26 protein-coding genes are annotated in these 22,997 nt (G+C 63.6%); 11 read left to right on the top strand and 15 right to left on the bottom strand.

Going from position 1 to position 22,997, the window contains the following annotated elements:
• Positions 1-17 precede the first annotated feature (17 nt).
• A complete protein-coding gene (locus AC3ANR_RS11730) occupies positions 18-806 on the top strand; it encodes a hypothetical protein (RefSeq protein ID WP_488288290.1) in 789 nt (262 codons plus the stop codon).
• 328 nt (positions 807-1,134) lie between these two features.
• Here AC3ANR_RS11730 and AC3ANR_RS11725 read toward each other — a convergent pair whose 3' ends face one another.
• From AC3ANR_RS11725 to AC3ANR_RS11710, 4 genes are all read right to left on the bottom strand, one after another.
• Positions 1,135-2,415 carry a macro domain-containing protein gene (locus AC3ANR_RS11725; protein WP_488288289.1) on the bottom strand — a complete coding sequence of 427 codons (1,281 nt, stop codon included), beginning with the start codon at positions 2,413-2,415 and terminating at the stop codon, positions 1,135-1,137.
• Positions 2,416-2,435: 20 nt separating this feature from the next.
• Positions 2,436-3,698, bottom strand: a complete 1,263-nt coding sequence (locus tag AC3ANR_RS11720) for a DarT ssDNA thymidine ADP-ribosyltransferase family protein (protein WP_488291795.1) — start codon at positions 3,696-3,698, stop codon at positions 2,436-2,438.
• 221 nt (positions 3,699-3,919) lie between these two features.
• The gene (locus AC3ANR_RS11715; protein ID WP_488288288.1) at positions 3,920-4,645 is read right to left on the bottom strand and encodes a hypothetical protein; all 726 of its coding nucleotides are present in this window, start codon (positions 4,643-4,645) and stop codon (positions 3,920-3,922) included.
• Between the two features lie 21 nt (positions 4,646-4,666).
• Positions 4,667-4,894, bottom strand: coding sequence for an antitoxin Xre/MbcA/ParS toxin-binding domain-containing protein (locus tag AC3ANR_RS11710; protein ID WP_488288287.1), 228 nt, complete (start codon positions 4,892-4,894; stop codon positions 4,667-4,669).
• Positions 4,895-5,190: 296 nt separating this feature from the next.
• Here AC3ANR_RS11710 and AC3ANR_RS11705 point away from each other — a divergent pair, with 296 nt between their 5' ends.
• The 7 genes from AC3ANR_RS11705 to AC3ANR_RS11675 all read left to right on the top strand — a co-directional run bounded on the left by AC3ANR_RS11705 (position 5,191) and on the right by AC3ANR_RS11675 (position 12,888).
• On the top strand, positions 5,191-5,904 hold the full coding sequence (locus AC3ANR_RS11705) for a hypothetical protein (protein ID WP_488288286.1): 714 nt from the start codon (positions 5,191-5,193) through the stop codon (positions 5,902-5,904).
• Positions 5,901-7,808 (top strand): hypothetical protein, encoded by a 1,908-nt coding sequence (locus AC3ANR_RS11700; RefSeq protein WP_488288285.1) that lies wholly within the window; start codon positions 5,901-5,903, stop codon positions 7,806-7,808. The genes AC3ANR_RS11705 and AC3ANR_RS11700 overlap by 4 nt, the downstream gene beginning before the upstream one ends.
• 54 nt (positions 7,809-7,862) lie before the next feature.
• Positions 7,863-8,474 (top strand): hypothetical protein, encoded by a 612-nt coding sequence (locus AC3ANR_RS11695; RefSeq protein WP_488288284.1) that lies wholly within the window; start codon positions 7,863-7,865, stop codon positions 8,472-8,474.
• The gene (locus tag AC3ANR_RS11690; RefSeq protein ID WP_488288283.1) at positions 8,471-9,562 is read left to right on the top strand and encodes a helix-turn-helix domain-containing protein; all 1,092 of its coding nucleotides are present in this window, start codon (positions 8,471-8,473) and stop codon (positions 9,560-9,562) included. The genes AC3ANR_RS11695 and AC3ANR_RS11690 overlap by 4 nt, the downstream gene beginning before the upstream one ends.
• Before the next feature lie 200 nt (positions 9,563-9,762).
• A complete protein-coding gene (locus AC3ANR_RS11685) occupies positions 9,763-11,208 on the top strand; it encodes an AbiJ-related protein (RefSeq protein ID WP_488288282.1) in 1,446 nt (481 codons plus the stop codon).
• 11 nt (positions 11,209-11,219) lie between these two features.
• Positions 11,220-11,951, top strand: coding sequence for a hypothetical protein (locus tag AC3ANR_RS11680; RefSeq protein WP_488288281.1), 732 nt, complete (start codon positions 11,220-11,222; stop codon positions 11,949-11,951).
• A 22-nt stretch (positions 11,952-11,973) separates the two neighbouring features.
• Positions 11,974-12,888 (top strand): hypothetical protein, encoded by a 915-nt coding sequence (locus tag AC3ANR_RS11675; protein ID WP_488288280.1) that lies wholly within the window; start codon positions 11,974-11,976, stop codon positions 12,886-12,888.
• 177 nt (positions 12,889-13,065) lie between these two features.
• On the opposite strand, the gene AC3ANR_RS11670 is transcribed toward AC3ANR_RS11675, so the two are convergent.
• Genes AC3ANR_RS11670 through AC3ANR_RS11655 form a run of 4 tightly spaced genes read right to left on the bottom strand, consistent with a single transcriptional unit; the run spans position 13,066 to position 14,891 of the window.
• The gene (locus AC3ANR_RS11670) at positions 13,066-13,902 is read right to left on the bottom strand and encodes an ImmA/IrrE family metallo-endopeptidase (RefSeq protein ID WP_488288279.1); all 837 of its coding nucleotides are present in this window, start codon (positions 13,900-13,902) and stop codon (positions 13,066-13,068) included.
• Positions 13,899-14,309, bottom strand: coding sequence for a hypothetical protein (locus tag AC3ANR_RS11665; RefSeq protein WP_488288278.1), 411 nt, complete (start codon positions 14,307-14,309; stop codon positions 13,899-13,901). The genes AC3ANR_RS11670 and AC3ANR_RS11665 overlap by 4 nt, the downstream gene beginning before the upstream one ends.
• Positions 14,306-14,734, bottom strand: coding sequence for a hypothetical protein (locus tag AC3ANR_RS11660; RefSeq protein WP_488288277.1), 429 nt, complete (start codon positions 14,732-14,734; stop codon positions 14,306-14,308). The genes AC3ANR_RS11665 and AC3ANR_RS11660 overlap by 4 nt, the downstream gene beginning before the upstream one ends.
• 19 nt (positions 14,735-14,753) lie before the next feature.
• Positions 14,754-14,891 (bottom strand): hypothetical protein, encoded by a 138-nt coding sequence (locus AC3ANR_RS11655; RefSeq protein WP_488288276.1) that lies wholly within the window; start codon positions 14,889-14,891, stop codon positions 14,754-14,756.
• Between the two features lie 254 nt (positions 14,892-15,145).
• Between AC3ANR_RS11655 and AC3ANR_RS11650 the strand changes: the two genes are divergently transcribed.
• Positions 15,146-15,850, top strand: a complete 705-nt coding sequence (locus tag AC3ANR_RS11650) for a multiubiquitin domain-containing protein (RefSeq protein WP_488288275.1) — start codon at positions 15,146-15,148, stop codon at positions 15,848-15,850.
• Positions 15,851-15,882: 32 nt separating this feature from the next.
• On the opposite strand, the gene AC3ANR_RS11645 is transcribed toward AC3ANR_RS11650, so the two are convergent.
• Complete coding sequence (locus AC3ANR_RS11645; protein WP_488288274.1) at positions 15,883-16,005, bottom strand: hypothetical protein; 123 nt, start codon at positions 16,003-16,005, stop codon at positions 15,883-15,885.
• A gap of 12 nt (positions 16,006-16,017) precedes the next feature.
• On the opposite strand from AC3ANR_RS11645, the gene AC3ANR_RS11640 reads away from it, so the two are divergent.
• Together AC3ANR_RS11640 and AC3ANR_RS11635 are read left to right on the top strand one after the other, a co-directional pair.
• Positions 16,018-17,265 carry a HesA/MoeB/ThiF family protein gene (locus tag AC3ANR_RS11640; RefSeq protein WP_488288273.1) on the top strand — a complete coding sequence of 416 codons (1,248 nt, stop codon included), beginning with the start codon at positions 16,018-16,020 and terminating at the stop codon, positions 17,263-17,265.
• Positions 17,265-17,642 carry a ubiquitination-like system serine protease family protein gene (locus AC3ANR_RS11635; protein WP_488288272.1) on the top strand — a complete coding sequence of 126 codons (378 nt, stop codon included), beginning with the start codon at positions 17,265-17,267 and terminating at the stop codon, positions 17,640-17,642. Before AC3ANR_RS11640 ends, AC3ANR_RS11635 begins: the two co-directional genes overlap by 1 nt.
• 383 nt (positions 17,643-18,025) lie before the next feature.
• On the opposite strand, the gene AC3ANR_RS11630 is transcribed toward AC3ANR_RS11635, so the two are convergent.
• Genes AC3ANR_RS11630 through mltG form a run of 6 tightly spaced genes read right to left on the bottom strand, consistent with a single transcriptional unit; the run spans position 18,026 to position 22,989 of the window.
• A complete protein-coding gene (locus tag AC3ANR_RS11630) occupies positions 18,026-19,141 on the bottom strand; it encodes an ankyrin repeat domain-containing protein (protein WP_488288271.1) in 1,116 nt (371 codons plus the stop codon).
• A gap of 8 nt (positions 19,142-19,149) precedes the next feature.
• The gene (locus AC3ANR_RS11625) at positions 19,150-19,956 is read right to left on the bottom strand and encodes a TatD family hydrolase (RefSeq protein WP_488288270.1); all 807 of its coding nucleotides are present in this window, start codon (positions 19,954-19,956) and stop codon (positions 19,150-19,152) included.
• A 43-nt stretch (positions 19,957-19,999) separates the two neighbouring features.
• Positions 20,000-20,356, bottom strand: coding sequence for a PilZ domain-containing protein (locus tag AC3ANR_RS11620; protein WP_488288269.1), 357 nt, complete (start codon positions 20,354-20,356; stop codon positions 20,000-20,002).
• A 7-nt stretch (positions 20,357-20,363) separates the two neighbouring features.
• Positions 20,364-21,356 (bottom strand): DNA polymerase III subunit delta', encoded by a 993-nt coding sequence (locus AC3ANR_RS11615; protein WP_488288268.1) that lies wholly within the window; start codon positions 21,354-21,356, stop codon positions 20,364-20,366.
• A complete protein-coding gene (gene tmk, locus AC3ANR_RS11610; RefSeq protein ID WP_488288267.1) occupies positions 21,353-21,997 on the bottom strand; it encodes a dTMP kinase in 645 nt (214 codons plus the stop codon). The genes AC3ANR_RS11615 and tmk overlap by 4 nt, the downstream gene beginning before the upstream one ends.
• The gene (mltG, locus tag AC3ANR_RS11605) at positions 21,994-22,989 is read right to left on the bottom strand and encodes an endolytic transglycosylase MltG (protein WP_488288266.1); all 996 of its coding nucleotides are present in this window, start codon (positions 22,987-22,989) and stop codon (positions 21,994-21,996) included. Before mltG ends, tmk begins: the two co-directional genes overlap by 4 nt.
• Positions 22,990-22,997 lie beyond the last annotated feature (8 nt).

The raw sequence follows: 22,997 nt of genomic DNA, 5'->3' as shown, positions 1-22,997 counted from the left end.
GGCCCGCGCACGCAAACATGAGAAAGTCAGACTTCGACATCCAACAGTTCGTACTCCTTGACCACGAATCGCTTGGCTTTCCAGGCGAACATGTTCGGGCGCTTCAACTGTTCGAAAGCTCCGTCGTTCGCCCCTCCCTGTCTGCACTGGATAGAGAAATTGAGGAGAACGCACGAAGCGAAAGCCCTGGCTCAGAGTTCTTCGAGAGCGATCTCGCCGACCTATTCCACGCAACGGTAGAAGGGTACCTGCTGACGGTTCAGGCGATGTGGGAGCGCGGGCTGCGCGCTCTACTTCTAAGTCGCGAGCGCCGCCTATGCGGTGGCGCCGAAGCAAGCGCGCTGCAAAGGGCCACTTGGGCCAGCGGGCCAAAGAGCCTGCAGTCTCACTTTGAGCGGCTTCTCAGTATTCCCGTCGCCGCGCTCGATTCGTACGAAGACCTTGACCTACTGCAAAATCTTGGGAACGCCATCCGACATGGCGACGGCCCGTCGGCAGAGCGCGTGCATGTCCTGGCGCCGTCCTTGTGGATGAACTGGCTCGCTCCTGGGCAGACCGTGCAGCCTGGCCCGTTCCTGATTGCCGCCCGCCCGGATGCGCCCAAGCATCCTTCGTTCAACAGCATCACGCTCCCCGAGGCCGTTCTGGAGCAGATGATCCAGTCGGTTACCGCGTTCTGGATGGACCTGGAGTTCATGCGATGCAATTCGTTCAAGAGTAAGCACGAGTCCGTGGTTCGACAGTTGGAAGCATGGACTGAAGAGCGCCTGCATCGTCCGACCATCAGGGTCTGGACGCGTCGCTAACGTTCGCCTCATCGAAGCTCGTGGTTCACTCGAGGCCCCCCGCATCGGTTGGCCATGGCGTGGGGGATGTACGGGCGGCACCGGCAAATCCCACTAGTGCAAGGGTGGCTCAGTATGGCAGACCCGTGGGTAAGGTATTGAAGGGCGATCCCGCCTGCCGGCAACCCCGCGGCATGGAACCAAGCCGTTGCGAGTGCGGGCTTGTCGTGCAGCACTGGAACCAGTGAGGCAAGCGCCGCGTTTCCGCTGTCGATCAAGGTCGTCGCACCCATCACCTCATGGGCAAGCTGCGTCCATGCGCCACGCCAGCACCTGTCGCATCAGTAGATCAATTTAGCCGTTCGGAGACCGGACTAGGCAGATCTTCGTCTTGGACTGAGTCCGCGAGTTTTGCGGGAAGCTCGATCAGCACAGACTCGATGTGCGCAGTTTCAAGTGAAGAGGCAATTCGTCGCAAAATCTCCGGTCTCACCCGGACGAACTTCAACTCGCCTCCATCGAAACCTCCGACAAATTCCGATAGGTTCGGCAGGCCATCGGAGGCCTTCCGCTTCACTTGTCTGAACCCTTGACCCTCTAAAGTAGCTACCATTGCAGCATCCGTTTCCTCGTAGCGTATGAAGAAAGCCGGCTTTGATCGCCACTTGGCGAGGCTGCTTGACTTGATCCAGCTAGGATCTGGTGACGAGATGAGTGCGCCGATTGAATGAGCACGAAGCGCATCCATTGCACTTCCGAAGATCACTCGGCTCCAGGCCGCTCCAGGAGACGCGCACGAAATGACGAGGCGCCCACTGGGTACAAGTAAATCTCCAACTGCCTTCCTTCGGTCTAGGGGGCCGAAGGGAAGAAGTACGACGGTGCGTAGACCAGCATTTTGAAAGGCTTCCGCGACGTTGCGCGACGACGCCCCCATGTAAACGAGCGCGGCTACAGCTGACGGCCGCGTCCTCTTCAGTTCCCTTCCAATCGCCTCTATCGCTCCAAGTTCCTTATCTTGAACTTGACCGGAGTGCAGGAAAGCGTACCACTCGGAACTTAGCAGCTCAATGTCGCCGCTGCTTGTAGAGCCATGGGGTAGCGGCAATGAAGATGGGACTCCTTGGTCTAAGTACGAGAAGCCGAGCCTGCGAAGTTGAAGCTCGTCGTCTGGTGTGAGCGTTTCTCTGTCCTTGTATGAAAGTTCACGGGAGTCGCTGGGCTCATAGAGCAGTACCTCCGTGCTAAGACCCCCTAGAGAATCCACAATCATTGGCTTAACGACGGCCCAGTCGAGGCCTCCATGCCCACACCCAAGGGCCGGTACGGCTATGCGTCGAACAGGTTGATCGATAAGCTGACCTCGAAGAGCGTCAAGGCCCGATTTAATGTACTCGTATTGAGACGGCTCACGCCAATGCAGCTTGGTCGGAAAATTGATGACACAATCACCGGAGAGGCTACGCCACACGAACAGTTTGCCCGGCCGTAGTTCGCCTGACGCGCAAACCCGCTGATATTCCTTGAACATATCCGGGTACCGCTTCTTAAATGCCAGCGCCACGCCGGCACCCATTACGCCAACACAGTTGACCGTGTTGACGCGGGCTTCCACCTCCGCGTCAAACATGTTTCCTGTCGCCTGGGTAATCACAAAGCTCCGCTCTCGATTTCTGCGAGACAACGATTGAAGAGTGCTGACGCCTCATCGTCATCCCACCAACTTTCCTGAAGAGAGGTTGCATCAGCTTTGCCAATCGCAAAGAGTGCACGCAGCTCTTCTTCCGAAGCAGCGACGGCTACGATTTGGCTCTCGTTCCGCCCTTTACCAAGCACTTCCCCGACGAGGTCATGGTAGCAAACAAGCAACGCTATGAATCGCGCGTTCTCGGGTTTCACCTTCCTCACGCGCGTCGTCAGGATATCCACGAGCATATCGAGCGACTTGACCGGATGATTGGGATCAACCTTCTGCAGCCCGCCACTGTCCGCCCACCTGGATTTCGGACCCTTTCCGATGTCGTGGAGATATGCGGCTAATTCGATTCGCGCCTGAACCGAAGTCGAAAAGTCAGAAAACTCGTCGAGTTCGAGCAATCGGCGAACGACCTGCTGTGTATGCACGTCAACTGTGTGCTTATGCATGCCATTTGCGGAGCGCAGGCCGACAAGCTCGGCTGTTTCCGAGATACAGCCAAAATTTTTCCTGAGTGCCTCCAGGAGGGCGCGAGGAGTTTCAAATTCAGCATCCTCCACCACCTCCGGCCTTTCCGCAAAAGCCTCAATGGCTGCATCGAAGTGCATTCGTATCTCTCTAGGCCCCATCACAAGACTCGCGAGTGACTTCTCTTGGAAATTGTTGAACCAATGCCTGCGAGAACGACTTTCAAACTCAATCGGGATCTGCACGCCCGCGTCTTGGAGAATTTCGGCTACGCTAGCCCGCACACTGTCGTTCCACACAACGATCCGTTGTGCTCTCATCAGTGGAAGCCGTTCATGCACAAGGATTTCAGCCATGCGTCGGTGACGGAAATCATCATCTCCACCCCATTTCAACGAATCAATTGCTTCCCAATCCAGCCGACTCAAATCAGCGGGATCGGAGTAGAAGGCCGGTGGTTGAAGTGTGTTCGCGGATGCGCTTGTAAACACAACATCATCTGCTTCAATCAGTTCAATGGGAAACTCTAGATAGAGAATGTCCATTTGATCAACATTCTTCTTGTTGATCACTCCAAGCAGCATAGGACTGACGGATCCGAAGTAGAGCGGAACGTAGTCATGGACCACCCCTCGCGGTCCGCAGGTGACACGCATCGTCGACCGCCGCGCCTGAATTCCGGCTTCTGCGATCGACTGTGCTGTCGCCGGAAAGTCTGGGTGGTTATTCGCCAGTAGGCCCGTGGCCAAGAGGCCCCGTAGGTTGTCGATATGCGTGAAGTGGTAGATTGATCGGCCGCGGAATTCTTGTGGAATCGGCAATTCTGGTCACCTCCAGCGCTAGATCATACCGACGCAGCGCTGGCACAGTACATGGTGGACTTGGGCGCTCCGCAGCCTATTTCAGGCGCAGCGCGGAAATTTTCCGACCACTGAGGAAGCGCGGGCCTGTCGCCTGCGAGCAGTTTAGATCAGTTCACGAGTGGCTCAGTATGGGAAAGGGGTGGGCTGAGGTATTCAAGGTCGATCACGTCTGGCTGCAGGCCTGCGGCCTGAAACCAAGCCTTGGTCAGTGCGGGTTTGTTGTTCAGAACGGGAACCATCGAGTCAAACGCCGCGTTTGCGCTGTCGATCAGGTTACCGGTGCCCATCACCTCATGGCCAAGCTGTGTCCATGCACTGCCCGGCAGCACATGCCGCATCAGCACCCAGATGGATAGGCCAATCCGCACATCATCTGCGGTCCATTGGGGTAGCGTTTGCAGATGTCGCCAACTGCGCTCGATCTTTCTCTCCCAGAACGCAACGCGCTGCGGAACGTACTCGAGCTCAATAGGAATGATGAGAAGGTGCTCCAGAAAGTTGTCGTTCCGAGCGATTGCGGTGTCGACCCCTGGCAGCCACGCATTGAGGTGAGCGTCGGAAAAGACAAGGCGCGGCACACCGTGCACCAGTTGCCGTCGAAGATGGAGCAGCTCGTGAACAACGGCGCCATAAGGGAAATATCCCTCCAACGGCGTAAGGATGCGTCCGTAGGTCGCTCCAAGCTCGCAGGCGAACAGACCGGGCGCATCCTCCCCGTCGCGTACGCGAGCCGCGTCGACAACCACATCGACAGACAGGCCCGAGGCGGCTTCCGTGTCGTTGACAAGGTCGGCCAGCCAGCCAGGCAACTGGTTCAGGTAGGCGGGGTGCAAATCGGATCGTCCGATGGTCGATCAGGAGTAGCTGCTGCTCTGCATTCGTCTGAGGAGGGTCAAGACCGCCTCGAATCCAGCAGGGTCGGACAGTAGATCGCACGGACGCCGCAATCCTAGTGCAGGCACTGGTTCGGTGATCCATCGCTGCAGCCATTCGCCAGCATCGACTGCGCTCGGGTCGCCCGATTCGGTCACGATACGTTGGACCTCGTGGGTCAAGACCTGCAGCTTCTCATGGTTGTCCATCGTGGCCTCCACATTCGCGGGATTTTCCGCCCGGGAAATCGATTCACCGTGGTCGCTCCGCTAATACCCAAGGCGACAAAGGCGCGCGGCAGTTTGACGCGGACGGGCTCTGCGGCTATCTATTCATGTTCCGAGAAAGGAGCATGGATGACGCAGGCCCTCAAATGAACTAAGGGCAGCCGCTGCAACGGACTGCCCCTAGCTGGTTGACAGATGCATCTCAGGTGACGCGCACTCAATATAGCGCGGTGGATGCGTTTTGCCAACTGCGAGCGAGGCTTGCGGATCCGCACACTATGGACGCATCCGCGGTGAAGAGCGCGCGAGGACGCCAACCTTTAAAGGCGGCCAAGGCCGTGCGAGATGAGATCCGAAAGCGCGGCAAGAAGCCCGGCAACATCAGTTTCCTGTACGGGGCCAAGGTCGACCGGGACTGGGTAATGCCGAGCATGCTGCAGCTAGGCGCCACACTGTATGCCGAGTGGGCGCAGGAGATCAGTTGGTATACCGCCGATCCTGACCTGATCGTTCCCGAGCTGGGACGAGACGGCTTCGCAGGATCCAAACCGGATCTGATGATCCAGCGGTTTCGCGGCCAGCGGGGCCTGATCGAGGTCAAGTACTCGCAAGACGTTCGCGAGGACGAACGCGCTGCCCGACAAGCATTGGTCCAGCAGGAGCACGCTCAGAAGGTGGGCTACACCTGGTCCTGGTTCCAGGAGCAGGATGCGCTACGCCACCGCGTCGCACTGATGAATTGGTTGAGCATCAGCTCTGTCCTGAAGCAGTTCCGCGCCCTGGACCTTCGCGCGCTCAGTCAACACGCCAACGAAGAGGTCGAGGCCGCTGGGGCTCTGACCCTCGGCCAGATTTATGAGCGCCTGCCGGGCTCGCGCGCCCACGTGTTCGTCGCCACCATGCGCGCGCATCAGACCCGCGCACTGACGGTGCAACTGACCGAGCGGCCGCTGTCGTTGGCGACCGAAGTTGCTCCCTGGAGGGCCGCATGAGACGAACAGCCAGCCGCATCGTCTTCCTGCAGGAACTCGATCTCAAACAGGCTCCACCTCCGGACAGGTTGCTGCTCGGCGAGAGGGCCCCTCGGTACGAACGTCTGCAAGCCGCCCTGACGATGTGGTGGGGCGATGCCAAGCCCAAGGAAGTACACAAGGCCTACGGCGTCGGCCGCCAGCATCTGCACTATCTGGAGGGGCGGTTCTTCGAGACGCACGAGGACGGCAACATCCGAGGATTTCGTGCACTGGCCGACTGCGAGCACGGACGGAGCTACGTGCGCACCGCCGTCACGACGGTGGAGACCGTCTTCGATGGCTATGGAACCGCAGGCAGCTTTGCGCAGTGCCTGAGGAAATATGACGGCGTACAGAAGGCGATGGACGCGGAGCTCAATCGCCGCCTCGAACCCGGTCTGCTCACCGCCGCCATAGACATCAAGGCGGTCCACAAGATCTTTCTCGATGCGCTGCGGGCCAAGGGGTGCCCGGCCACGGAATATCCGTTCTGCACCATCTCGATGGCCTACGAGTCGGTGCGCAGGTACGTGCACGAGTATGTGCGCCACGAAGCACCCCATGACGCGCGAGTGCGCTTGCTCGGACCGCACGCCAATGACAACCTCGACGCCAACAGCGGACAGCGCAGCTGGCTCGAGCCGCTGCTGCCGTGCGACATCGCCTGCTACGACGAACAGCTGTTGCCATTCATCGGAACAGTCTCCTTCGAGCACGAGGGGCAGCGCATTGTGATCCCGCTGGAGCGGATGTCGCTCTGCCTGCTGGTCTCGAACCGTCCCCGATGCATTCTGGCCTACCACCTATCGATGCGTCCGCGCGTCGCATCCGACGAATTCCTGGAGACGTTCAATCACCTCCTGACGCCCTGGACTCCGATGGAGTTCAAGGCGGTCCCGAAGCTGCGCTACAAGCATGGCGCGGGCTTCCCAAGCGGCGTCGTACCCGGATTTCTTGAAGGTCTGCGCATCGGGCTGCTGCGCGTGGACAACGACTGCACTCACTATGCCGATGCGGTCTTGGTCTATCTGTGCGGTCTGCTGGGGCTGAACATTGAGTACGGCAAGGTGCGTCGCTGGATCACCCGCTATGTGGTGGAACAAGTCTTCGCACAACTGCAGATCGAGCTGCGCAAGCTCGGTTGCACGACGGGCAGCGGGCCGGATGACAAGCATGTTCACCAGCCAACGGCAGCCGCAGTCCGGTACGACGTGCGCCTCGATCAACTTAGAGAGCTGGTGGAAGTGATCCTGGCCAATATCAATGGCGCGCCGCGAACGGAGCTTTATAGCGCGAGCGCCCTGGAAGTCCTGGCTCGCGAGTGGGCAGGCCGAACGGAGCATGGCTTCCCGCTGCCAGGATACCTGCCCAGTGTCGCGGAGAGCCTTCCTCTGCCCGTCGGCATCAAGAAGGTGACCGTTCGAGGCAATGAGAAGTTGGGCAAGCGACCCTACATCGAAATGGACCACGCCAAGTACACGAACGACGTCCTGCGCGAGTGCTGGCACCTCATAGGCACTCCCTTTCTAGGCTTGCTGCAGCATGACCACCGCATGCTCAAGGTGCGCACGTTTGACGGCGCCGACCCCGTGGGCACGCTAAATGTCACGGGTCACTGGTCCCACAGCTTCCATGAGCAGGCGGTGCGCACGGAGATCGTTCGGCAGGGCAAGCAACGTACGAAGGAGTATGAGGACCAGGGCGATCCGGTGCAGGTCTGGGCGGCGCAAAAACGCGGCTGGCCGTCGCGTCAACAAGCAGACGCCTCGCGGGAAGGCGCCCCCCGGCCGAAAAAGGGGGGCGACCTGAAGCAGGCTGACCGGGAGGTGTCCGTCCGTGGTCTGGGCGCGATATGTGCTCAGCGAAATCTCAGCCGTAGTTGACGAACTTCATAAATTGCACAAAAATCCGGTTGACGAAATTCGGATCTTGCACAAATGGACACCACGCCGCTGCCTTCCGCCTTCCACCCCGAGCTGACCAACGCCCGATTGGCAGTTGTCTCGCAGATGCTCCTGGAAGAGCTGTACGCGACCGATACGGACCTGGTGCGCGACACGGATAGCGGCTACACGCGCGGGTGCACAACCTTTGGCCGGCAGCGTAGCCGTCTGGTGGCCGAAGCACTGTCGGGCAAGTATCCCTGGCTGGAACTCCGCACTGGCGCCAACGACGTGGTCTTCACCATCGCCGGCATCCCGTGCCGGTTCAGCAATGACGACCCGGGCAATCCGTCGAAGGACGCGGTCTTGACCGCCAGTCGCTTCCAGATGGACTTCCTTGAGTTCGCTGGTCAAGGCGAGCCCGGGCGCTTCTGTTTCGTGATCGATCGGGGCTACAGCGAGGACCAGGAACCCCGCGTGGTCTTCCTCGGCTTCACGCCGGGCGGCAGCGTCGCTTGCCGCTGGGAGTCCGACACAGTACGGATGCTTCGCCGCGCGGACAAGACGGTGCCGCCCAAAGCAGTCGACGTGGCCAAACCCTCGGTCGCGCCCAAGAAGAAGAAGGATTCTGGCGACGACGCCGCGGCATCCGAAGTCTTGCGATGACCGCCTTCATTGGAACCAACCTTCGACTCATCCGACTCTTTCACGATCAATCGCTCACCGAGCTCGGTGAGCGTGTCGGCGTGTCGAAGCAATACCTGAGCCGCATCGAAAACGGCGCGGAGGCGGTCACGCCTGCGCTGGAGTGCGCACTGGCAGAGCACCTGGGCGTGATGCCGGAGTTCTTCCGACATGTGGATCCGCATCCGATCGTGGACGAGCAATGCCATTTCCGCCGGCAACTGACAACGAAGATGTCATTGCGCCACGTCGCGCGTGCCCGCGGTGAGATGCTCAAACGCATGGTCGGTGTGCTGGACGAGCACATCGAACTGCCTGCGTACGGCGTGGCCGAAGCGGATCCGGCCTCGAGCGAGTCGATCGAGCGTGGCGCCGAACTGTTTCGTGCGGCGTTCGGGCTGGGCCAGGGACCTCTGAGCAACATGACCCGGATCGCTGAGAACGCTGGCGCGGTCGTCATGCGGCTGCGCGGCCTGGCGCCCGAAATCGATGCCGTGTCCTTCGCGACGAAGCGCCCGTTGATTGCGCTGAACGCACAGGGGCGATCTACTTGCCGCGAACGCTTCGGCATAGGGCATGAACTCGGCCACCTTGCGCTGCACATTGGGGTGATGACGGGTGATCGGCTGACGGAGGCCCAGGCCAACCGCTTTGCCAGCGCGCTCTTGCTTCCGCGAAGCACATTCGCTGCCGAATACAGGCTGGCGCTGCGTGGCAAGGGATTGTCCTGGGCGGGCATCGCCGAGTTGAAGCTGCGTTGGGGCATGTCGAAGGCGGCCATTCTTTACCGGGGCAATCAACTCGGCCTTTTTTCGGAACAGCAACTGCGCGCCGGCTTCATGTATTTGAATCGGCACGGCGAAGCTACGGGCGAGCGCGAAGATGCGGAGATGGTCCGCGAGGAGCCTGAAGTGGTCGCCGATAGCCTGAAGGTAATGCGCGACCAGCTGGGAATTCCGATCGCAGCCGTCGCGCGCGAAATGCGCGTCGGCGTGCCACTGCTCGCCGGATTGGTCGGGATCGACATTCCCTCGGCCGGGACGGTGGTGCCTTTGCGACACGCGGCCTGAAGTCCCAGCTGGAAATCCCCATGGCGACATCGCGTGCCACGAGTCGCCGTACCACCAGGCGGTCGAGCCGCAGCAACACAAGTACGGTGCGCAAGAGGGGCGCGGCGTAGTCCGCAACAGGAGGAGAAGACGACGATGGCGCGAAACGATTCGCAGCGGCAATCTCAATCCGAGTCGCCCCCCCGCTGGGTGGGTGGTGCATGACGCCCAGGAAGATCTCGGAGCGAGCCAGGCTCGAATCGCTGCGCGAAGCCATCGCGGATGCGGTCGCCACGGAAAAGTCCTACAACGTCCCTGCGCTGTGCGTGCGGCTTGGCTTGCTCGCTCAGGCCAGCGAAGAGGACAAGGCGGAGGCCTTTCGCAGCAAGAGGGCCTATGTTCGGCCGATGTTGCGTGATCTCAACGAGGCGGATCTGCTCCGGGTGGCACAACTTGCCCTGGACGAGGTAGAGGATCCGACTCTGGAGCTCTTGGTCACTGAGCTGACCAAGCATGCCGATCACCGAGTGAGCGTGCTCGTTCGCAAGGATGTCCTGGCGACGCTGAATGGAGCAGGGCCGCTGTTCGGGGATCAGCCGATCCTCGACGCGCTGGAGCGGATCTTCGGCTCGAACGTCGTGGCTGCGGAGCGCACACCGACATATCCAAGCCGACAGGCCGGGCCGATTACGCAGTGGTACATCAAGAACGACGACTGGACCCACCAACAAATGCTCGAGCATTGCGGGGTACTGACGTGCCCTCAGGCGACGTTCTTCAAGCTGCTGGAAGAGATCCTTCATCCGTTGTCGCGCCGAGACGAAGAGCAAGTGCAGCTGGCTGACTCGATTTCGGAACGCCTGCGCCGCGATGGATTCGCGGTTCGCGCGACCTCGTCGGAATCCGGCTACCCCATCTTTGAAGTCGTGCGAGCCACGCCAGGCGTCCAGGGCACGATGAAGAACCTCATCTTCGCGTCGATCGGCCCCAAACCCGAATTGATCATTCGGGACGCGCTGAACAATGACGTTCAGATCACCAAACACGCCGACCAGGTCCTGGTCTTCGACCGCGCGCTCACTGGCCTGCTCTCTTGGGCGGACCTTCAAGCATGGTGGGCCGAACGGGAGGGCATCAGTGACCCCGAAGCAGCCAAGCACAGTCTGTTCAACCGGTTGCGCCAGTCCGTGCAGCAGGCCGCATCTCCCGGCGAGATGGCAATCTTCCTTGCGTACTACGAGCACTTCGGGCGGCTGGTCCCGTTGGAAAAGCTTCCCGCGCTGATCCCTCAGGTGTATCTGCACTACGACCCTTACACCAAGCGCGAACGTGGCCAAGAGCAGGTCCTGGCGAGGCAGCGGATGGACTTTCTGTTGCTGCTTCAGGATGGCGTGCGGGTCGTGCTAGAGGTCGACGGTCAACAGCACTATGCAACCCAGACGGACGGGCGCTATCAGTCCAACCCCAGCCTCTATGCGGCCATGGCCGTCGAGGATCGCCGACTGCGCCTGGCGGGATACGAGGTCTATCGCTTCGGAGGGTACGAGTTCCGAGCGTTCGATCCGTCCGGCGGGGGCGCGGTGGATGGGCCGACCAAGGCCATCATCGCGGACTTTTTCGACCGCTTGTTCGCGCGCCACCATGTTGCGGACCGTTCGACTCGATAGCAGGAGGGCACGTGTATTCCCCGAGGTTCTGGGCCAATTATTTCCGGCAAACAAACATTCCAAGGCTGCGGACGCAACTTGGCGTGCTTCGAGACCGACTCCTGCCAACGTTCGACGATCTCGGGGAGGAGGCTGACGCCAAGGTCCAAGAAGCCTTTGTGCAGATCACATCGCAGCCGTGTGGTGAAGATGGGCCCGAGATCGATGGCTGGGACGCCTCCGAGATGGCCCGCGAGGCGGGCTTGGAGCACTACATGGCCTTGAGTGATGCGCGCCAGACATTGATCAACAGCTTCGCGGTAGCGATCTATCACCTGTGGGAGCAACAGGTGATGAGCTTCTACCGGCGCGAGTTGCTAGATCCGAGGTCCGTGGCGACAGACGAGCCCCTCCACCTCAAGGCCTTCCGTGAACGCCTGCTGGCCGATGGCGTCGACGTCGCTCAATTCACCAGCTGGTCCGAGATGCTTATCTTTCGTGACTTGGCCAATGCAATCAAGCACGCCGAAGGGCGATCGGCGGAAGCGCTGCGCAAGCGAAAGCCTGAATGGTTTTCCCCCCCGTCGTTTCGCAATGACGAATTCCGAGATTTGTTGGTCCCGAACCCCCTGTTCGAGCCGCTTGCCGGCGAGGACCTCTACGTCGACACCGAAGCCTTGGAAGCGCTCGTTCAAACAGCGAGTGACTTCTGGGAAGAACTCGCCACAGCGCTCGATGCTGCGACACATCGCTCGCCGGTCTGATAGCAACGAACGAAAACACAACATGAGCTTCACCATCAACACTGGGCGGATCGTTGCCGATGTCAGGATTCTCAGCGTCTCAGGGCGCCGCTTGATAGGCGGTTTCGAACTGTGTTTCTCCATCGAGGTGGCGACGCCGGCGATCGAACAGCCCAGCGACGCGACTGTTTTTTCGGACTGGATGGCCACCGTCAACTGTGGAAGAAGCGGCGGCGGACTCAAGCAGCTTGGGACAGCTCTTGCGGCCACACCGGTGAGCCTGCGCAATCACGGCTTCGCTGATCGACAACAGGTCACTTTGTCGCTGGAGTTGGCGCCGGAGAAGCTCGCCGGAGTGGAGGAGGAGCGCGCCGGGGGCGACTTGGCGCTGAAACTAAGCCTCTATGCCGTAGGTACTCACCAGGCAATGAACCACGTAGCTGGCGGCCCCGCATCCCCGAGCCGTGAGCAGCGGTCGATATTGCACGAAGAGCTCAACTACACGGTGCGCATGACGGAGTGGATTCAGTTGCTCGAACAGATGGAGTACCAGCGCGTCATGGTGTTCTCGGTATCGCTGCCGAACCGACCGCAGTCCGACACATTCTCGGCCGCCCACGCGATGCTGCTGCGAGCTCGCGACCAGATGCTGCAAGGCCATTTCGACACCGTCGTGTCTCTCGCGCGCTCGGTGCTGGAAAGCCTGACAACTGTGAGTGGCGAACAGGAGGCCATAGGCGCTGCCATGGAGAAGTTCCGCGCGAAGGGAGACGTCCGCAAATCGATGACAAAGAAGGAACGCGCCTTGGTCGTCCAAGAGGCCGTGCGCAACTACACGCACCTTGCGCACCACGTCGCAGACGGTTCAGGTGCCCCCGAGTGGTACAGCCGGTCCGACGCTACGTTTGTGCTGACGCTGGCGAGTGCGGCATTTCTGGAAGCTGCGACCCGCCAGTGAGATGCCAGAGGTGTTTCAGCGTTCCGACGCTGCGGCTTCGGCTCTCGTTGTGGGGAACTTGGCAGACCTTGCAAGCGGCCTCGGCTGCTCACGAGGGCAGTCGAAGCCAAGTGGGGGCAAGTCGAACTCGTTGAAACGGAAACCCCCGAGGACCGCGCTGGCACATGTCACTGCGCATCAGCGCTTGGCCGTGCGGCGAGGAACGTAGGAACCTTCCGAGGTGTAGCGACGCCCCACGTTGGGATCGTATCGAGCCTCCAACATCTTGCTACTGAGGTACAGCATCACCAGAATCTGCCCGTTTCGGTATGGCATGGAGCACTCCTGCAGGCTGAAGTTCTCCGCGTCTTCGTTCTGGAAAAACACCTCTCCAGATTGCTTTCGCAGGCCCGCGGTGCGCATGCCTTTGGTCAACAGGTCGTACGCGTAGCTGTCCGAGTCCAAGAATGTCTCCAGCATCCAGCGACGTGGGATGTGGCTCGCAGGGACACTCCACTCCAGCCCGGAGTGCGAGTAGCAGGCGACGATCACCGGCAGTTCGTCGATTGCAGCAATCCGCAGGGAGGTTGCCACCATGCTGGCCTGAAAGGTCCCAGCGAGACTCTCGATGTCCTCGAAGGCCGGCATGCCGACGGACTTGACCGCTGGATTGAAGATCGGGGCAGGCATCAGCAGATGCGAGGCGTACTGGTCCGCCTCCTTTTCTTGAAATCGGTTGGACACCAGGTTCTGATCAGGCTCATCAACGCGACACCGAAAGGATTGGCCACGGTGCATGTCCCAGTGACCCAATTCATGTGCGAGTGAAAACCTTTCCCGCCCCAGAACTGGCGACGGCTTGATGGTGGCAATCGCCCGGTTGCCTACGCCCACCAACGAGGCTTCGCAGCCCGTCAGGTTGAACCGCTCAACGCTCACACCGGCGTCCCAGGCGATGGCGTCCAGGTCGATATCCTGCGCGTCGCGAATCCCGAGACTCGCGACAAGGCCTTCGGCGCGCTGCCCGGGTGTCACCTGTCACCGCCAGAAGATCCTTGCAGGCCCTCCAGCTTCTTGATTTGCGCGTACATGCGAAGCGCTTCCTCGTCGCTCATGTTCGTGAGCTCACGCGCGACCAACGTATAGCGACCGTCGTTGGCTGCCCGCACCAGGAAGGCACGCGCCTCCTGGGCTGAAATGCTGCCCGGTGTCGCAGCCGTCGGCACATTCATCTTTTCCTCTGCAAGTTTGGCGCGAGCCGTTTCCAGACGCCGGCGGCCGGCCTGCTCGCGGGCCTTCTGCAACAGCGCCATCCCTTCATTTTTCATCGTGGCGGGGTCGGCGCCGCCAAGCGCCTCCTCGTCCGACATCGAAAGCAGCTCTTCAACGTACGTGTCCAGCAGTTTGTCGAACGCGTCGGGCTTCGGTGCTGGCGTGCTCATGCGGTTTTCCTCAGATTTTTCAGCGGCTGCAGACGCCGCTCCAGGCGCTGGCGTGCCGCGTCGTAGCGTTTGGCATCCCACCCCAGCTCCTCGGCTGCCTCCTTGCCGCGGCTGCCCTGGCCCCAGAGCTGGACCAGCCACCAGGCATCTTCATCGTCCGCAACCAATTCCTCCAGGTACTGGAGCTGGCTGCGGCTGTCGGCGAGCTGCTCGGGATTCACGTCTGACGTGGGCGTCGCAGCCGGCCTATTCGCCACATCGGCATCGTGCGGCCCGTCCCCGTCAACCAAGACCGCGTGATCGATCGGACCGTTTTTCGCGCTTCTGAAGGCGTTGCTCGCGATGCTTCGCATGGCGGTCTTGAGCTTCACCAAGGGGTGAACGCCGCGTCTCCATACCCGCCGCAGTTCCAGCAGCTGAGTCATGGCCTCAGACAGGAGGTCGTCACCCGTCCAGCCCGGTAAGCCTGCCGCCGCGAACCGAGCCAAGGAGCGCGCCTTGGCAGTCGACGACGGACAAATCCGAAAGCGCGGCGTCCACCTCTTGGCGGCTCAAGCTGTCATTGGGATCGGATGAATTCATGGGTTCGACCTCGATCGGTAGGACTCGCGAAACCAGCGCCGTGGACGTACACGAAATTTTTCTTTTGGCCGCGTCCGGGAACGGGGCGCTCGCGAGTCCTACTCACCGTGCAGTCGGAGTTCCTTCGCTATCTGCTAGTGGGAAGCAGGAAACGTAGGGAAGTAGACAGTACGAGCAAGCCCGCCGTCAAGCAGGCACACCGCAGACGACGACGGCTCCAACAACTCGCCCTTCGCACCAACAAGGAGGTCAACATGGGCAGCCAGAACAACGACGAAATCATCGACCTGGAGGAATTCTCCGCGTCCGGCAAGCCGGTGCCGCCCGGAAAGCAATACCGGATCAAGATCGACAAGGACACCAAGGTGGTCGGCGTTGACCACATGACGGGGCGCGAGATCCTCGGTCTGGTCGGAAAGACGCCCGAGAAGTTCATCTTGCGGCAGCGCATCAAAGGCAGCGTCAAGCCCGTGGGGCCCGACGAAACAGTCAGCTTCCTGGAGCCCGGCGTCGAGCGCTTCATGACCATCCCCAATGAGGTCACCGAAGGGGAGGGGCCCCAGCCGCGGCGTCAATTCGCACTGCTGAAGGAGGACGAAGACTTCCTGGACAGCGTCGGCCTGCGCTGGGAGACGATCAGCGACAACGGCGTTCAGGCCGTCATCATCTACAGTTGGCCGCTGCCCGCGGGCTACAACGTGCCCAGCGCGGATGTCCACATTCGTTTCAACGGCGGCTACCCCGACACGCAACTGGATATGGCCTATTTCGCGCCGGCGCTGAGCCGCGCGAACGGACGCGGGATCAACAATCTGTCGATGACGGCGCTGGATGGCCGCCAATGGCAGCAATGGTCTCGCCACCGCACGGCCGCGAGTGCCTGGCGCCCCGGCATCGACAACCTGGCCACGCACATGGCGCTGGTCGAGGACTGGCTGGCCGCGGAGCTGCGCAAGTAATGGTCGACGCTCGGCCAACCAGGCTTGCGATCTCAGGCCTCCACCACCGCGCGTTGCAGGCCCATCTTCTGACGAACGCCGGCGGCAAAGAGGCAGTAGCGTTCGCGCTGTGCGGCCGCGCCCGCCGCGACGACCTGGAACTCCTTCTCGTACAAGAAGTGTTTCCGGTGCCCTACGACATGTGTCCGGTGCGCACGCCGGTCCGCGTGACCTGGCGCGGCGAGGTATTGGATCCGATCCTGGCGCGCGCCCTCGAGTCGGGGCTTGCACTCGTGAAGATCCACAGCCACCCCACCCGGCATCCCTGGTTTTCGGCGACCGACGACGAGGCCGACAACACGCTGTTCCCCTGCGTTTCAGGTTGGCTCGGAGATGGGGGTGGGCCGATGGCCAGCGCGATCATGCTGCCGGATGGGCGCCTAGTCGGCCGGACAGTTTGGGCCGGTTCTATCGGCCCCGAACTCGACGCCGTTCGTATTGCGGGCGACGACTTGCAGTACTGGTTTGCCAAAGATGGCAAGCACCCCGTTGCCGTTCCTGCGTACGGGAAGCGCGTTGCCCAGGCCTTCGGTGATGCAACCTACGCGCAACTGCGACGCCTGAAGGTCGGCGTCGTGGGCTGCTCCGGCACTGGCAGCATCGTGGTCGAGCAACTCGCCCGCAATGGTGTTGGGCATTTGGTGCTCGTCGAATTCGACCATGTTGAAGACAAGAACCTGAACCGGATCCTGAACAGCACGAAATTCGACGCACGGGTCAAGGCCAACAAGGCATACGTCCTGCAACGCGCCATCGACGCGATGGAGTTGGGGACTGAAGTGACCGTGCATCCGCGCGACCTGCTGGACTTGGACACGCTGCGCGACTTGTCTACCTGCGACCTCGTGTTTGGCTGCATGGATTCGGTCGACGGCCGCCACGTCCTGAACAAGCTGGCCTCGGCTTACCTCATTCCATATATTGATCTGGGCGTGCGACTCGACGCAGACGGGGAGGGCGGCATCGATAGCATCTGGGTCGCCGTGCATACCGTCCTGCCTGGCGGCTCCAGCCTAAAGAGCCGGCGAGTCTACGATCAGCGCGATCTCGAGGCGGCCTTTGTTTTGCGCGATAGCCCGCAGGAATACGAGCGCTTGCAGCGCGCGGGTTACATCAAAGGCGTGAACGTGGATCGGCCGGCGGTGATCTCGGTGAACATGGCTGCCGCAGCCGCCGCAGTAAACGAGTTTCTCGCCCGCATACATCGCTTCAGGGTCGAGCCCAATGCTGCGTTTGCGATTCGCCGCATCTCGCTGACCGATCCTGCGGCTAGCGTCGACGAACGAGACGGCCTCCAGTGCGCTGAGATGGCGAAGATGGTCGGACGCGGCGACCAGGTCCCGTTCCTCGGGATGATGCGGCTGCGGAGCCAGTGATGTTCGGGCGAATGGTCTATTGGCTCCGCCGGCTTCTCGGGTCTGCGTCACCAGCTACCGGTTCACGGGAGCGACCGGCGTTTGTAGCGGCTGCGCCTCTTCGATACGCAGTCCGACTTGACGACGATCCTCCGGATGATCCTGCACCGGGCACGCTACACCTGGTGAAAGATGGGCATGGGCGCTTATGGCTCGCGGTCCTTCAATGCCCATGCGGCTGCGGTGAGGCTATAGAGCTCCCGATGTCCCCAGATGCCAAGCCATGCTGGCATGTTGGGGGAACGGCGCAGCAGCCGAACTTGCGGCCTTCCGTTCGCCGCTCTAGGGGATGTCGGAGCCACTTTGTCCTGAGCCGGGGATGCATCCGATGGTGCTAGGGGGCGCCGGCTGGGCACAAAGGGAAGGCGCTTTGCCGACGCGTCGGATGACCGTAAGCCGATGTGCCCGGCAGCGAGCAAGATCATGGACAAGGACGTACTGGACGGGTTAGCCGTTCAGTATTTTGAACCTCACGGTGTCCGATATTCTGAACATCGGATCGTTCGCTAACCACCGCCGTGCTGCTTGCTCGGTTCTGTGATCAAGCCTAGGCCGGAAGAACGTGACCGTGGTGCCTCAGTCAGCGGGGCAGCGTAAAGGCAATTGGTTGGGCACTGTCAAGGGAATTGCTAGAACCGCTTGCTGCCAGACGGCATCCCGTCCAGCGTCGGGATCTAATTTGACATAACAATCATCGTATCAAGTCAATCCAGGCCCGTCGTTACCAGGTTCCGGGCGTTCGCTGCGGCCGGATCGGTGCCGCCGGCGGCTGAGGCGGCACCGGTGCCGCGCTCGGCGGCTCGGGAACTGGCGTCGGCGTCGGCGTCGGCGTCATCGCTGGTGCTGGCGCTGGTGCCGTCGACTCCGGCGCCGTTGCCGGTGCTGGCGTTGCCGGTGCGGTCGCGGCCGGGATTGGCGCCGCGATGCGCTGAGGCGCCGCGCGAGCCGGGCCCTCGGCGGCCGGCGGCGCCGTGCTGGTGCCTGGCGATCCCGGCGCCGCGACTTCCGGGCTCGACCGCACCGGCTGCGTGAACGCCGGCTCAGGACGTAGCGGCGGCTCCGGAATCGCGGGTCGAACTGGCGACTGAGCGCCCAGGGGCGCCTGCACCGGCTGGGCCGCCGGTGCTTCCGACACAGCCGGGCGCTCGGCCGGCTTCGTCTCGACCACCGCTGGCGGCGCCGCGCTCGCCGCCCGGGCGCGGGCTGCCGCCTGGGCCTGCATGCCGGCCTGGACCAGCGTCACGGCGTCGGGCCGTCCGCCGCGCCTGGCGAAATCCAGCGCCGTCAGGCCCAGCTTGTTCTTCATGGCGGTGTCGGCGCCGGCGTCCAGCAGCAGCTTGACGGCTTCCGGGCTGCCGTACATGGCGGCCATCATCAGCGGCGTGGTGCCGTTGGGCGACTCGGCGTCGATGAACGCGTAGTGCTCCAGCAGCAGGTTCATGATCTCCACGTGCCCGCCGGCGGCGGCGTAGTGCAGCGGCGCCCAGCCGGGCTTGTTGACGTCGGCGTCGCGGGCGATCAGGCGCCGCACCAGCTCGGTCTGGCCCTTGAGCGCGGCCATCATCAGCGGGCTCTCGTCCTGGGCGGTGCGGACCTCGACGTTGGTCTTCGGCCAGGCGATCAGGACCGTGGCGACCTTGGGCGAGGGCTCGCGCAGCGCCAGGTACAGGCCCGGCAGGCCGTCCGGGCTGGGCGTGTTGGGGTCGAAGCCGCGCTGCAGCAGGCTCTGGACGATCTCGTCGTCGTCTTCCTTGATGCTGCGGAAGAAGTCCTCGTACGAGCCCGCGGCGGCGGAAGAAATCCAAGCGGCCAGAACGAGATACGCGATGAACTTCATGGAGTTTCTCACGCCAGGACTCCCGCGAACAGGCGCTCGAAGTTGCGGCTGGTCTGCTCGCCGAGGGTCTCGACCGGCACCCCACGCACCTCGGCCACGGCGGCCGCCACGTGCGCCACATAGGACGGGTTGTTGGTCTTGCCGCGGAACGGCACGGGCGCCAGGTACGGGCTGTCGGTCTCGATCAGGATGCGGTCGGCGGGCACGAAGGCCGCCACCTCGCGCAGGTCGGCCGCATTCTTGAAGGTGACGATGCCGGAGAACGAGATGTAGAAGCCCAGGTCCAGGGCGGCCCGGGCGACCTCGGCGGTCTCCGTGAAGCAGTGGAAGACGCCGCCGGCACTGCCCGCCGAGCCGTCCTCGCCCTCCTCCTTCAGGATCGCCAGCGTGTCGGCCGACGCCTGGCGGGTGTGGATGATCAGGGGCTTGCCGCAGGCGCGGGCGGCGCGGATGTGGACGCGGAACCGCTCGCGCTGCCATTCCAGGTCGGCGACGCTGCGGCCGCCCTTGCGCTCGTCCATCTGGTAGTAGTCCAGGCCGGTCTCGCCGATGGCGACCACGCGCGGGCGGGCGGCGCGCTCCAGGAGCGCCTCGACGGTGGGCTCCTGCACGTTCTCGTTGTCGGGGTGGACGCCCACCGAGGCCCAGAAGTTGTCGTACTCGCGGGCGAGCGCGTGCACGGCCTCGAATTCCTCGAGGGTCGTGCAGATGCACAGCGCGCGGTCGACGCGGGCTTGCGCCATCGCCGCGCGGATCTGCGGCAGTTGGCTGGACAGTTCAGGAAAGCTGAGGTGGCAATGGGAATCGACGAACATCCCGTCGATGATGCACCAGCGCGGGCCCGGGTTCCGGGCTGCCTCAGATGGTCTGGGTGGGCCGCTCGGAGGCCAGGTGGCCGCCCAGGATGTCCTCGATGCGGACCTTCAGCAGCTTGGACTTCTCGTCGGCCGGAAAGCGCACGCCCACGCCCTGGGTGCGGTTGGCGGCGGCCCGCGGAGGGGTCACCCAGGCCACCTTGCCGGCGACGGGGTAGCGCTGCGGATCATCCGGCAGCGTCAGCAGCACATAGACGTCGTCGCCCAGCTTGTAGTCGCGCGAGGTCGGGATGAACACGCCCCCGTCCGAGAACAGCGGGATGTAGGCGGCATACAGCGCCGCCTTCTCCTTGATGGCGAGCTGGATGACGCTGGGGCGGGGCGTGGAAGGTGCGTTCATGGGGAACTCAGCGGGCCGAGTGTAGGGCCGCCCGGGCCCGGGCCACAAGCGCTTCGAGCATCAGGCCCGCATTGAACGGGTGTTCCGCGGTGCGCTGCTCGCTGGCGAGGTCGCGCCACCACGCCCCGAGCGTGCGCACGTCGCCGGTGGCCGGCAGGTCGGGCGGGGCGAAGAACCGCGGCGCCCCGCCGGTGCGCACGGCCAGCAGGTCGTGGCAGATCTTCTGCAGCATGTCGATGGCCTGGGCCGGCGTGCAGTCGCCCAGGGCCGAGACGTCGCCGCGGGCGATGGCGCGCGGCAGCTGTGACCAGCCGCGCGCGTCGCGGCCCGCCTGCGACAGCGCGAACGCCTCCTCGGGCCGGCCGCCCGCGGCGCGCAGCAGCACCGGCGCATCCGCCGCCGGCACGCCCTGCCCCGCCAGCCAGGCCAGCGCCTCGTCCTGCGCCGGCCAGCGCATCGCATGGCCCAGGCAGCGGCTGCGGATGGTGGGCAGCAGCTGGTGCGCGGCCTCGCTGGCGAGCAGGAACCGCACGTCGCCGGGCGGCTCCTCCAGGGTCTTGAGCAGGGCGTTGGCGGTGACCGTGTTCATCCGCTCGGCCGGATAGACCAGCACCACCTTGCCGCGGCCGCGGGCGCTGGTGCGCTGGGCGAACTCGATCGCATCGCGCATCGCCTCGACGCGGATTTCGCGGCTGGGCTTGCGCTTCTTGTCGTCGATCTCCTGCTGCGCCTTCTCCGACAGCGGCCAGCCGAGCGCCAGCATGGCCGTCTCGGGCATCAGCACGCACAGGTCGGCGTGCGTGCGTACGTCGATCGCATGGCAGCTGGCGCACCGGCCGCAGGCGCCGTCGGCCGACGGCGCCTCGCACAGCCAGGCCCGGGCCAGGTCCAGCGCCAGCGGGTACTGGCCCAGGCCGGACGGCCCCTGCAGCAGCCAGGCATGGCCGCGCTGGGCCAGCAGTTCGCGCGTCTGCTGGGCAAGCCAGGGGGCGGCGGTCATGCGAGCCAGCCCCGCTGCCGCACCGCGGCGAGCACGTGGGAACGCACCGCCTCGCGCGGCTGGGCGGCGTCAATGCGCGCGAACCGGTCCGGATCGGCCTGGGCGCGCGCGGCATAGCCGTCGATCACGCGCTGGAAGAACGCCTGCGGCTGCGACTCGAAGCGGTCGGGCACGCGGGCGCCGGCCAGGCGCTGCGCGGCCACTTCGACCGGCACGTCGAACCACAGGGTCAGCTGCGGCTGGCGCAGGCGCCCGGCCGGCAGCGCGTCGACCGACTGCACCCAGCGCTCGAGCTGGCCGAGCACGGCCAGGTCGAAGCCGCGGCCGGCCCCCTGGTAGGCGAACGTGGCATCCGTGAAGCGGTCGCACAGCACGACGTCCCCGCGCGCCAGGGCCGGCTCGATCACCTGCACCAGGTGGTCGCGCCGGGCGGCGAACATCACCAGCGCCTCGGTCAGCGGATCCATCGGCGCGTTGAGCGCCAGCGTGCGCAGCTGCTCGGCCAGCGGCGTGCCGCCCGGCTCGCGCGTGAGCACGACCTGGCGGCCCTGCTCGCGCAGCGCCTGCGCGAGCGCCTCGACGTGGCTGGACTTGCCCGCGCCGTCGATGCCCTCGAAGGTGATGAACACGCCCCCGCTCACTGGCCCCTCTGGTACTTGTTGACCGCGCGATTGTGTTCGTCCAGCGACTCGCTGAAGTGGCTGCTGCCGTCGCCTCGCGCGACGAAGTACAGCGCCTTGCTCGGGGCCGGCTGCACGGCCGCCAGCAGCGACGCCTTGCCGGGCATGGCGATCGGCGTGGGCGGCAAGCCGGCGCGGGTGTAGGTGTTCCAGGGCGTGTCGGTCTGCAGGTCCGACTTGCGCAGGTTGCCGTTGAAGGCCGCGCCCATGCCGTAGATCACGGTCGGGTCGGTCTGCAGCGGCATGCCCACGCGCAGCCGGTTGTTGAAGACGGCGGAGACCAGCGGCCGGTCGGTGCCGCGGCCGGTCTCCTTTTCCACGATGCTGGCCAGCACCAGCGCCTCGTCGGCCGTGCGCACCGACGCCTGCGGCGAGCGCTCGGCCCAGGCGGCGGCCAGCCGCTTGTCCATGGCGCGCAGGGCGCGCTTGAGCAGCGCGACGTCGCTGCTGCCCTTGGCATAGGTGTAGGTGTCGGGGAAGAAGCGGCCCTCGGGATGCTGGCCGGCGCGGCCCAGCAGGGCCATCATGGCCGCGTCGTCCAGGGCGGCGGTGTCGTGCCGCAGCGTGTCCTCCTTGGCCAGCGCGGCGCGCAGCTGGCGGATGTTCCAGCCTTCCACCAGGGTCACGGCGCGCAGCGACTCCTCGCCGCGCGCGAGCTTGGACAGCAGCCGCAGCGCGGTGATGCCGGTCTCGATCTCGTAACTGCCGGCCTTGATCCTGCGCGCCTGGCCGGAGACGCGGAACCACCAGTACAGCAGGTCCGGGTTGACGCGCACGCCGGCATCGACGACCGCCTGGGCGACGCCGCGCGGCAGCGTGCCCGGTTCGATGTCGACGTCGACCGTCGGGGCGGCCAGCGGGAGCGGTTGCCGCACCCACCACCATCCCCAGCCGGCCACGCCGAGCGCGGCGAGCACCGCCAGCAGAACCACCGTCGAAAAAAAGCGCCGCAACCCTGCTG

This window comes from Ramlibacter sp. JJN2-2R (genome assembly GCF_057747835.1).
This window is presented reverse-complemented; position numbering and strand designations above follow the sequence as displayed.

What these genes read in the sequence shown, in the direction of transcription:
- AC3ANR_RS11730 (WP_488288290.1), top strand. Translation starts at nt 18, where the DNA reads ATGAGAAAGTCAGACTTCGACATCCAACAGTTCGTACTCCTTGACCAC.
- AC3ANR_RS11725 (WP_488288289.1), bottom strand. Translation starts at nt 2,415, where the DNA reads ATGTTTGACGCGGAGGTGGAAGCCCGCGTCAACACGGTCAACTGTGTT.
- AC3ANR_RS11710 (WP_488288287.1), bottom strand. Translation starts at nt 4,894, where the DNA reads ATGGACAACCATGAGAAGCTGCAGGTCTTGACCCACGAGGTCCAACGT.
- AC3ANR_RS11705 (WP_488288286.1), top strand. Translation starts at nt 5,191, where the DNA reads ATGGACGCATCCGCGGTGAAGAGCGCGCGAGGACGCCAACCTTTAAAG.
- AC3ANR_RS11700 (WP_488288285.1), top strand. Translation starts at nt 5,901, where the DNA reads ATGAGACGAACAGCCAGCCGCATCGTCTTCCTGCAGGAACTCGATCTC.
- AC3ANR_RS11695 (WP_488288284.1), top strand. Translation starts at nt 7,863, where the DNA reads ATGGACACCACGCCGCTGCCTTCCGCCTTCCACCCCGAGCTGACCAAC.
- AC3ANR_RS11690 (WP_488288283.1), top strand. Translation starts at nt 8,471, where the DNA reads ATGACCGCCTTCATTGGAACCAACCTTCGACTCATCCGACTCTTTCAC.
- AC3ANR_RS11685 (WP_488288282.1), top strand. Translation starts at nt 9,763, where the DNA reads ATGACGCCCAGGAAGATCTCGGAGCGAGCCAGGCTCGAATCGCTGCGC.
- AC3ANR_RS11675 (WP_488288280.1), top strand. Translation starts at nt 11,974, where the DNA reads ATGAGCTTCACCATCAACACTGGGCGGATCGTTGCCGATGTCAGGATT.
- AC3ANR_RS11665 (WP_488288278.1), bottom strand. Translation starts at nt 14,309, where the DNA reads ATGAGCACGCCAGCACCGAAGCCCGACGCGTTCGACAAACTGCTGGAC.
- AC3ANR_RS11660 (WP_488288277.1), bottom strand. Translation starts at nt 14,734, where the DNA reads ATGACTCAGCTGCTGGAACTGCGGCGGGTATGGAGACGCGGCGTTCAC.
- AC3ANR_RS11655 (WP_488288276.1), bottom strand. Translation starts at nt 14,891, where the DNA reads ATGAATTCATCCGATCCCAATGACAGCTTGAGCCGCCAAGAGGTGGAC.
- AC3ANR_RS11650 (WP_488288275.1), top strand. Translation starts at nt 15,146, where the DNA reads ATGGGCAGCCAGAACAACGACGAAATCATCGACCTGGAGGAATTCTCC.
- AC3ANR_RS11635 (WP_488288272.1), top strand. Translation starts at nt 17,265, where the DNA reads ATGTTCGGGCGAATGGTCTATTGGCTCCGCCGGCTTCTCGGGTCTGCG.
- AC3ANR_RS11630 (WP_488288271.1), bottom strand. Translation starts at nt 19,141, where the DNA reads ATGAAGTTCATCGCGTATCTCGTTCTGGCCGCTTGGATTTCTTCCGCC.
- AC3ANR_RS11625 (WP_488288270.1), bottom strand. Translation starts at nt 19,956, where the DNA reads ATGTTCGTCGATTCCCATTGCCACCTCAGCTTTCCTGAACTGTCCAGC.
- AC3ANR_RS11620 (WP_488288269.1), bottom strand. Translation starts at nt 20,356, where the DNA reads ATGAACGCACCTTCCACGCCCCGCCCCAGCGTCATCCAGCTCGCCATC.
- AC3ANR_RS11615 (WP_488288268.1), bottom strand. Translation starts at nt 21,356, where the DNA reads ATGACCGCCGCCCCCTGGCTTGCCCAGCAGACGCGCGAACTGCTGGCC.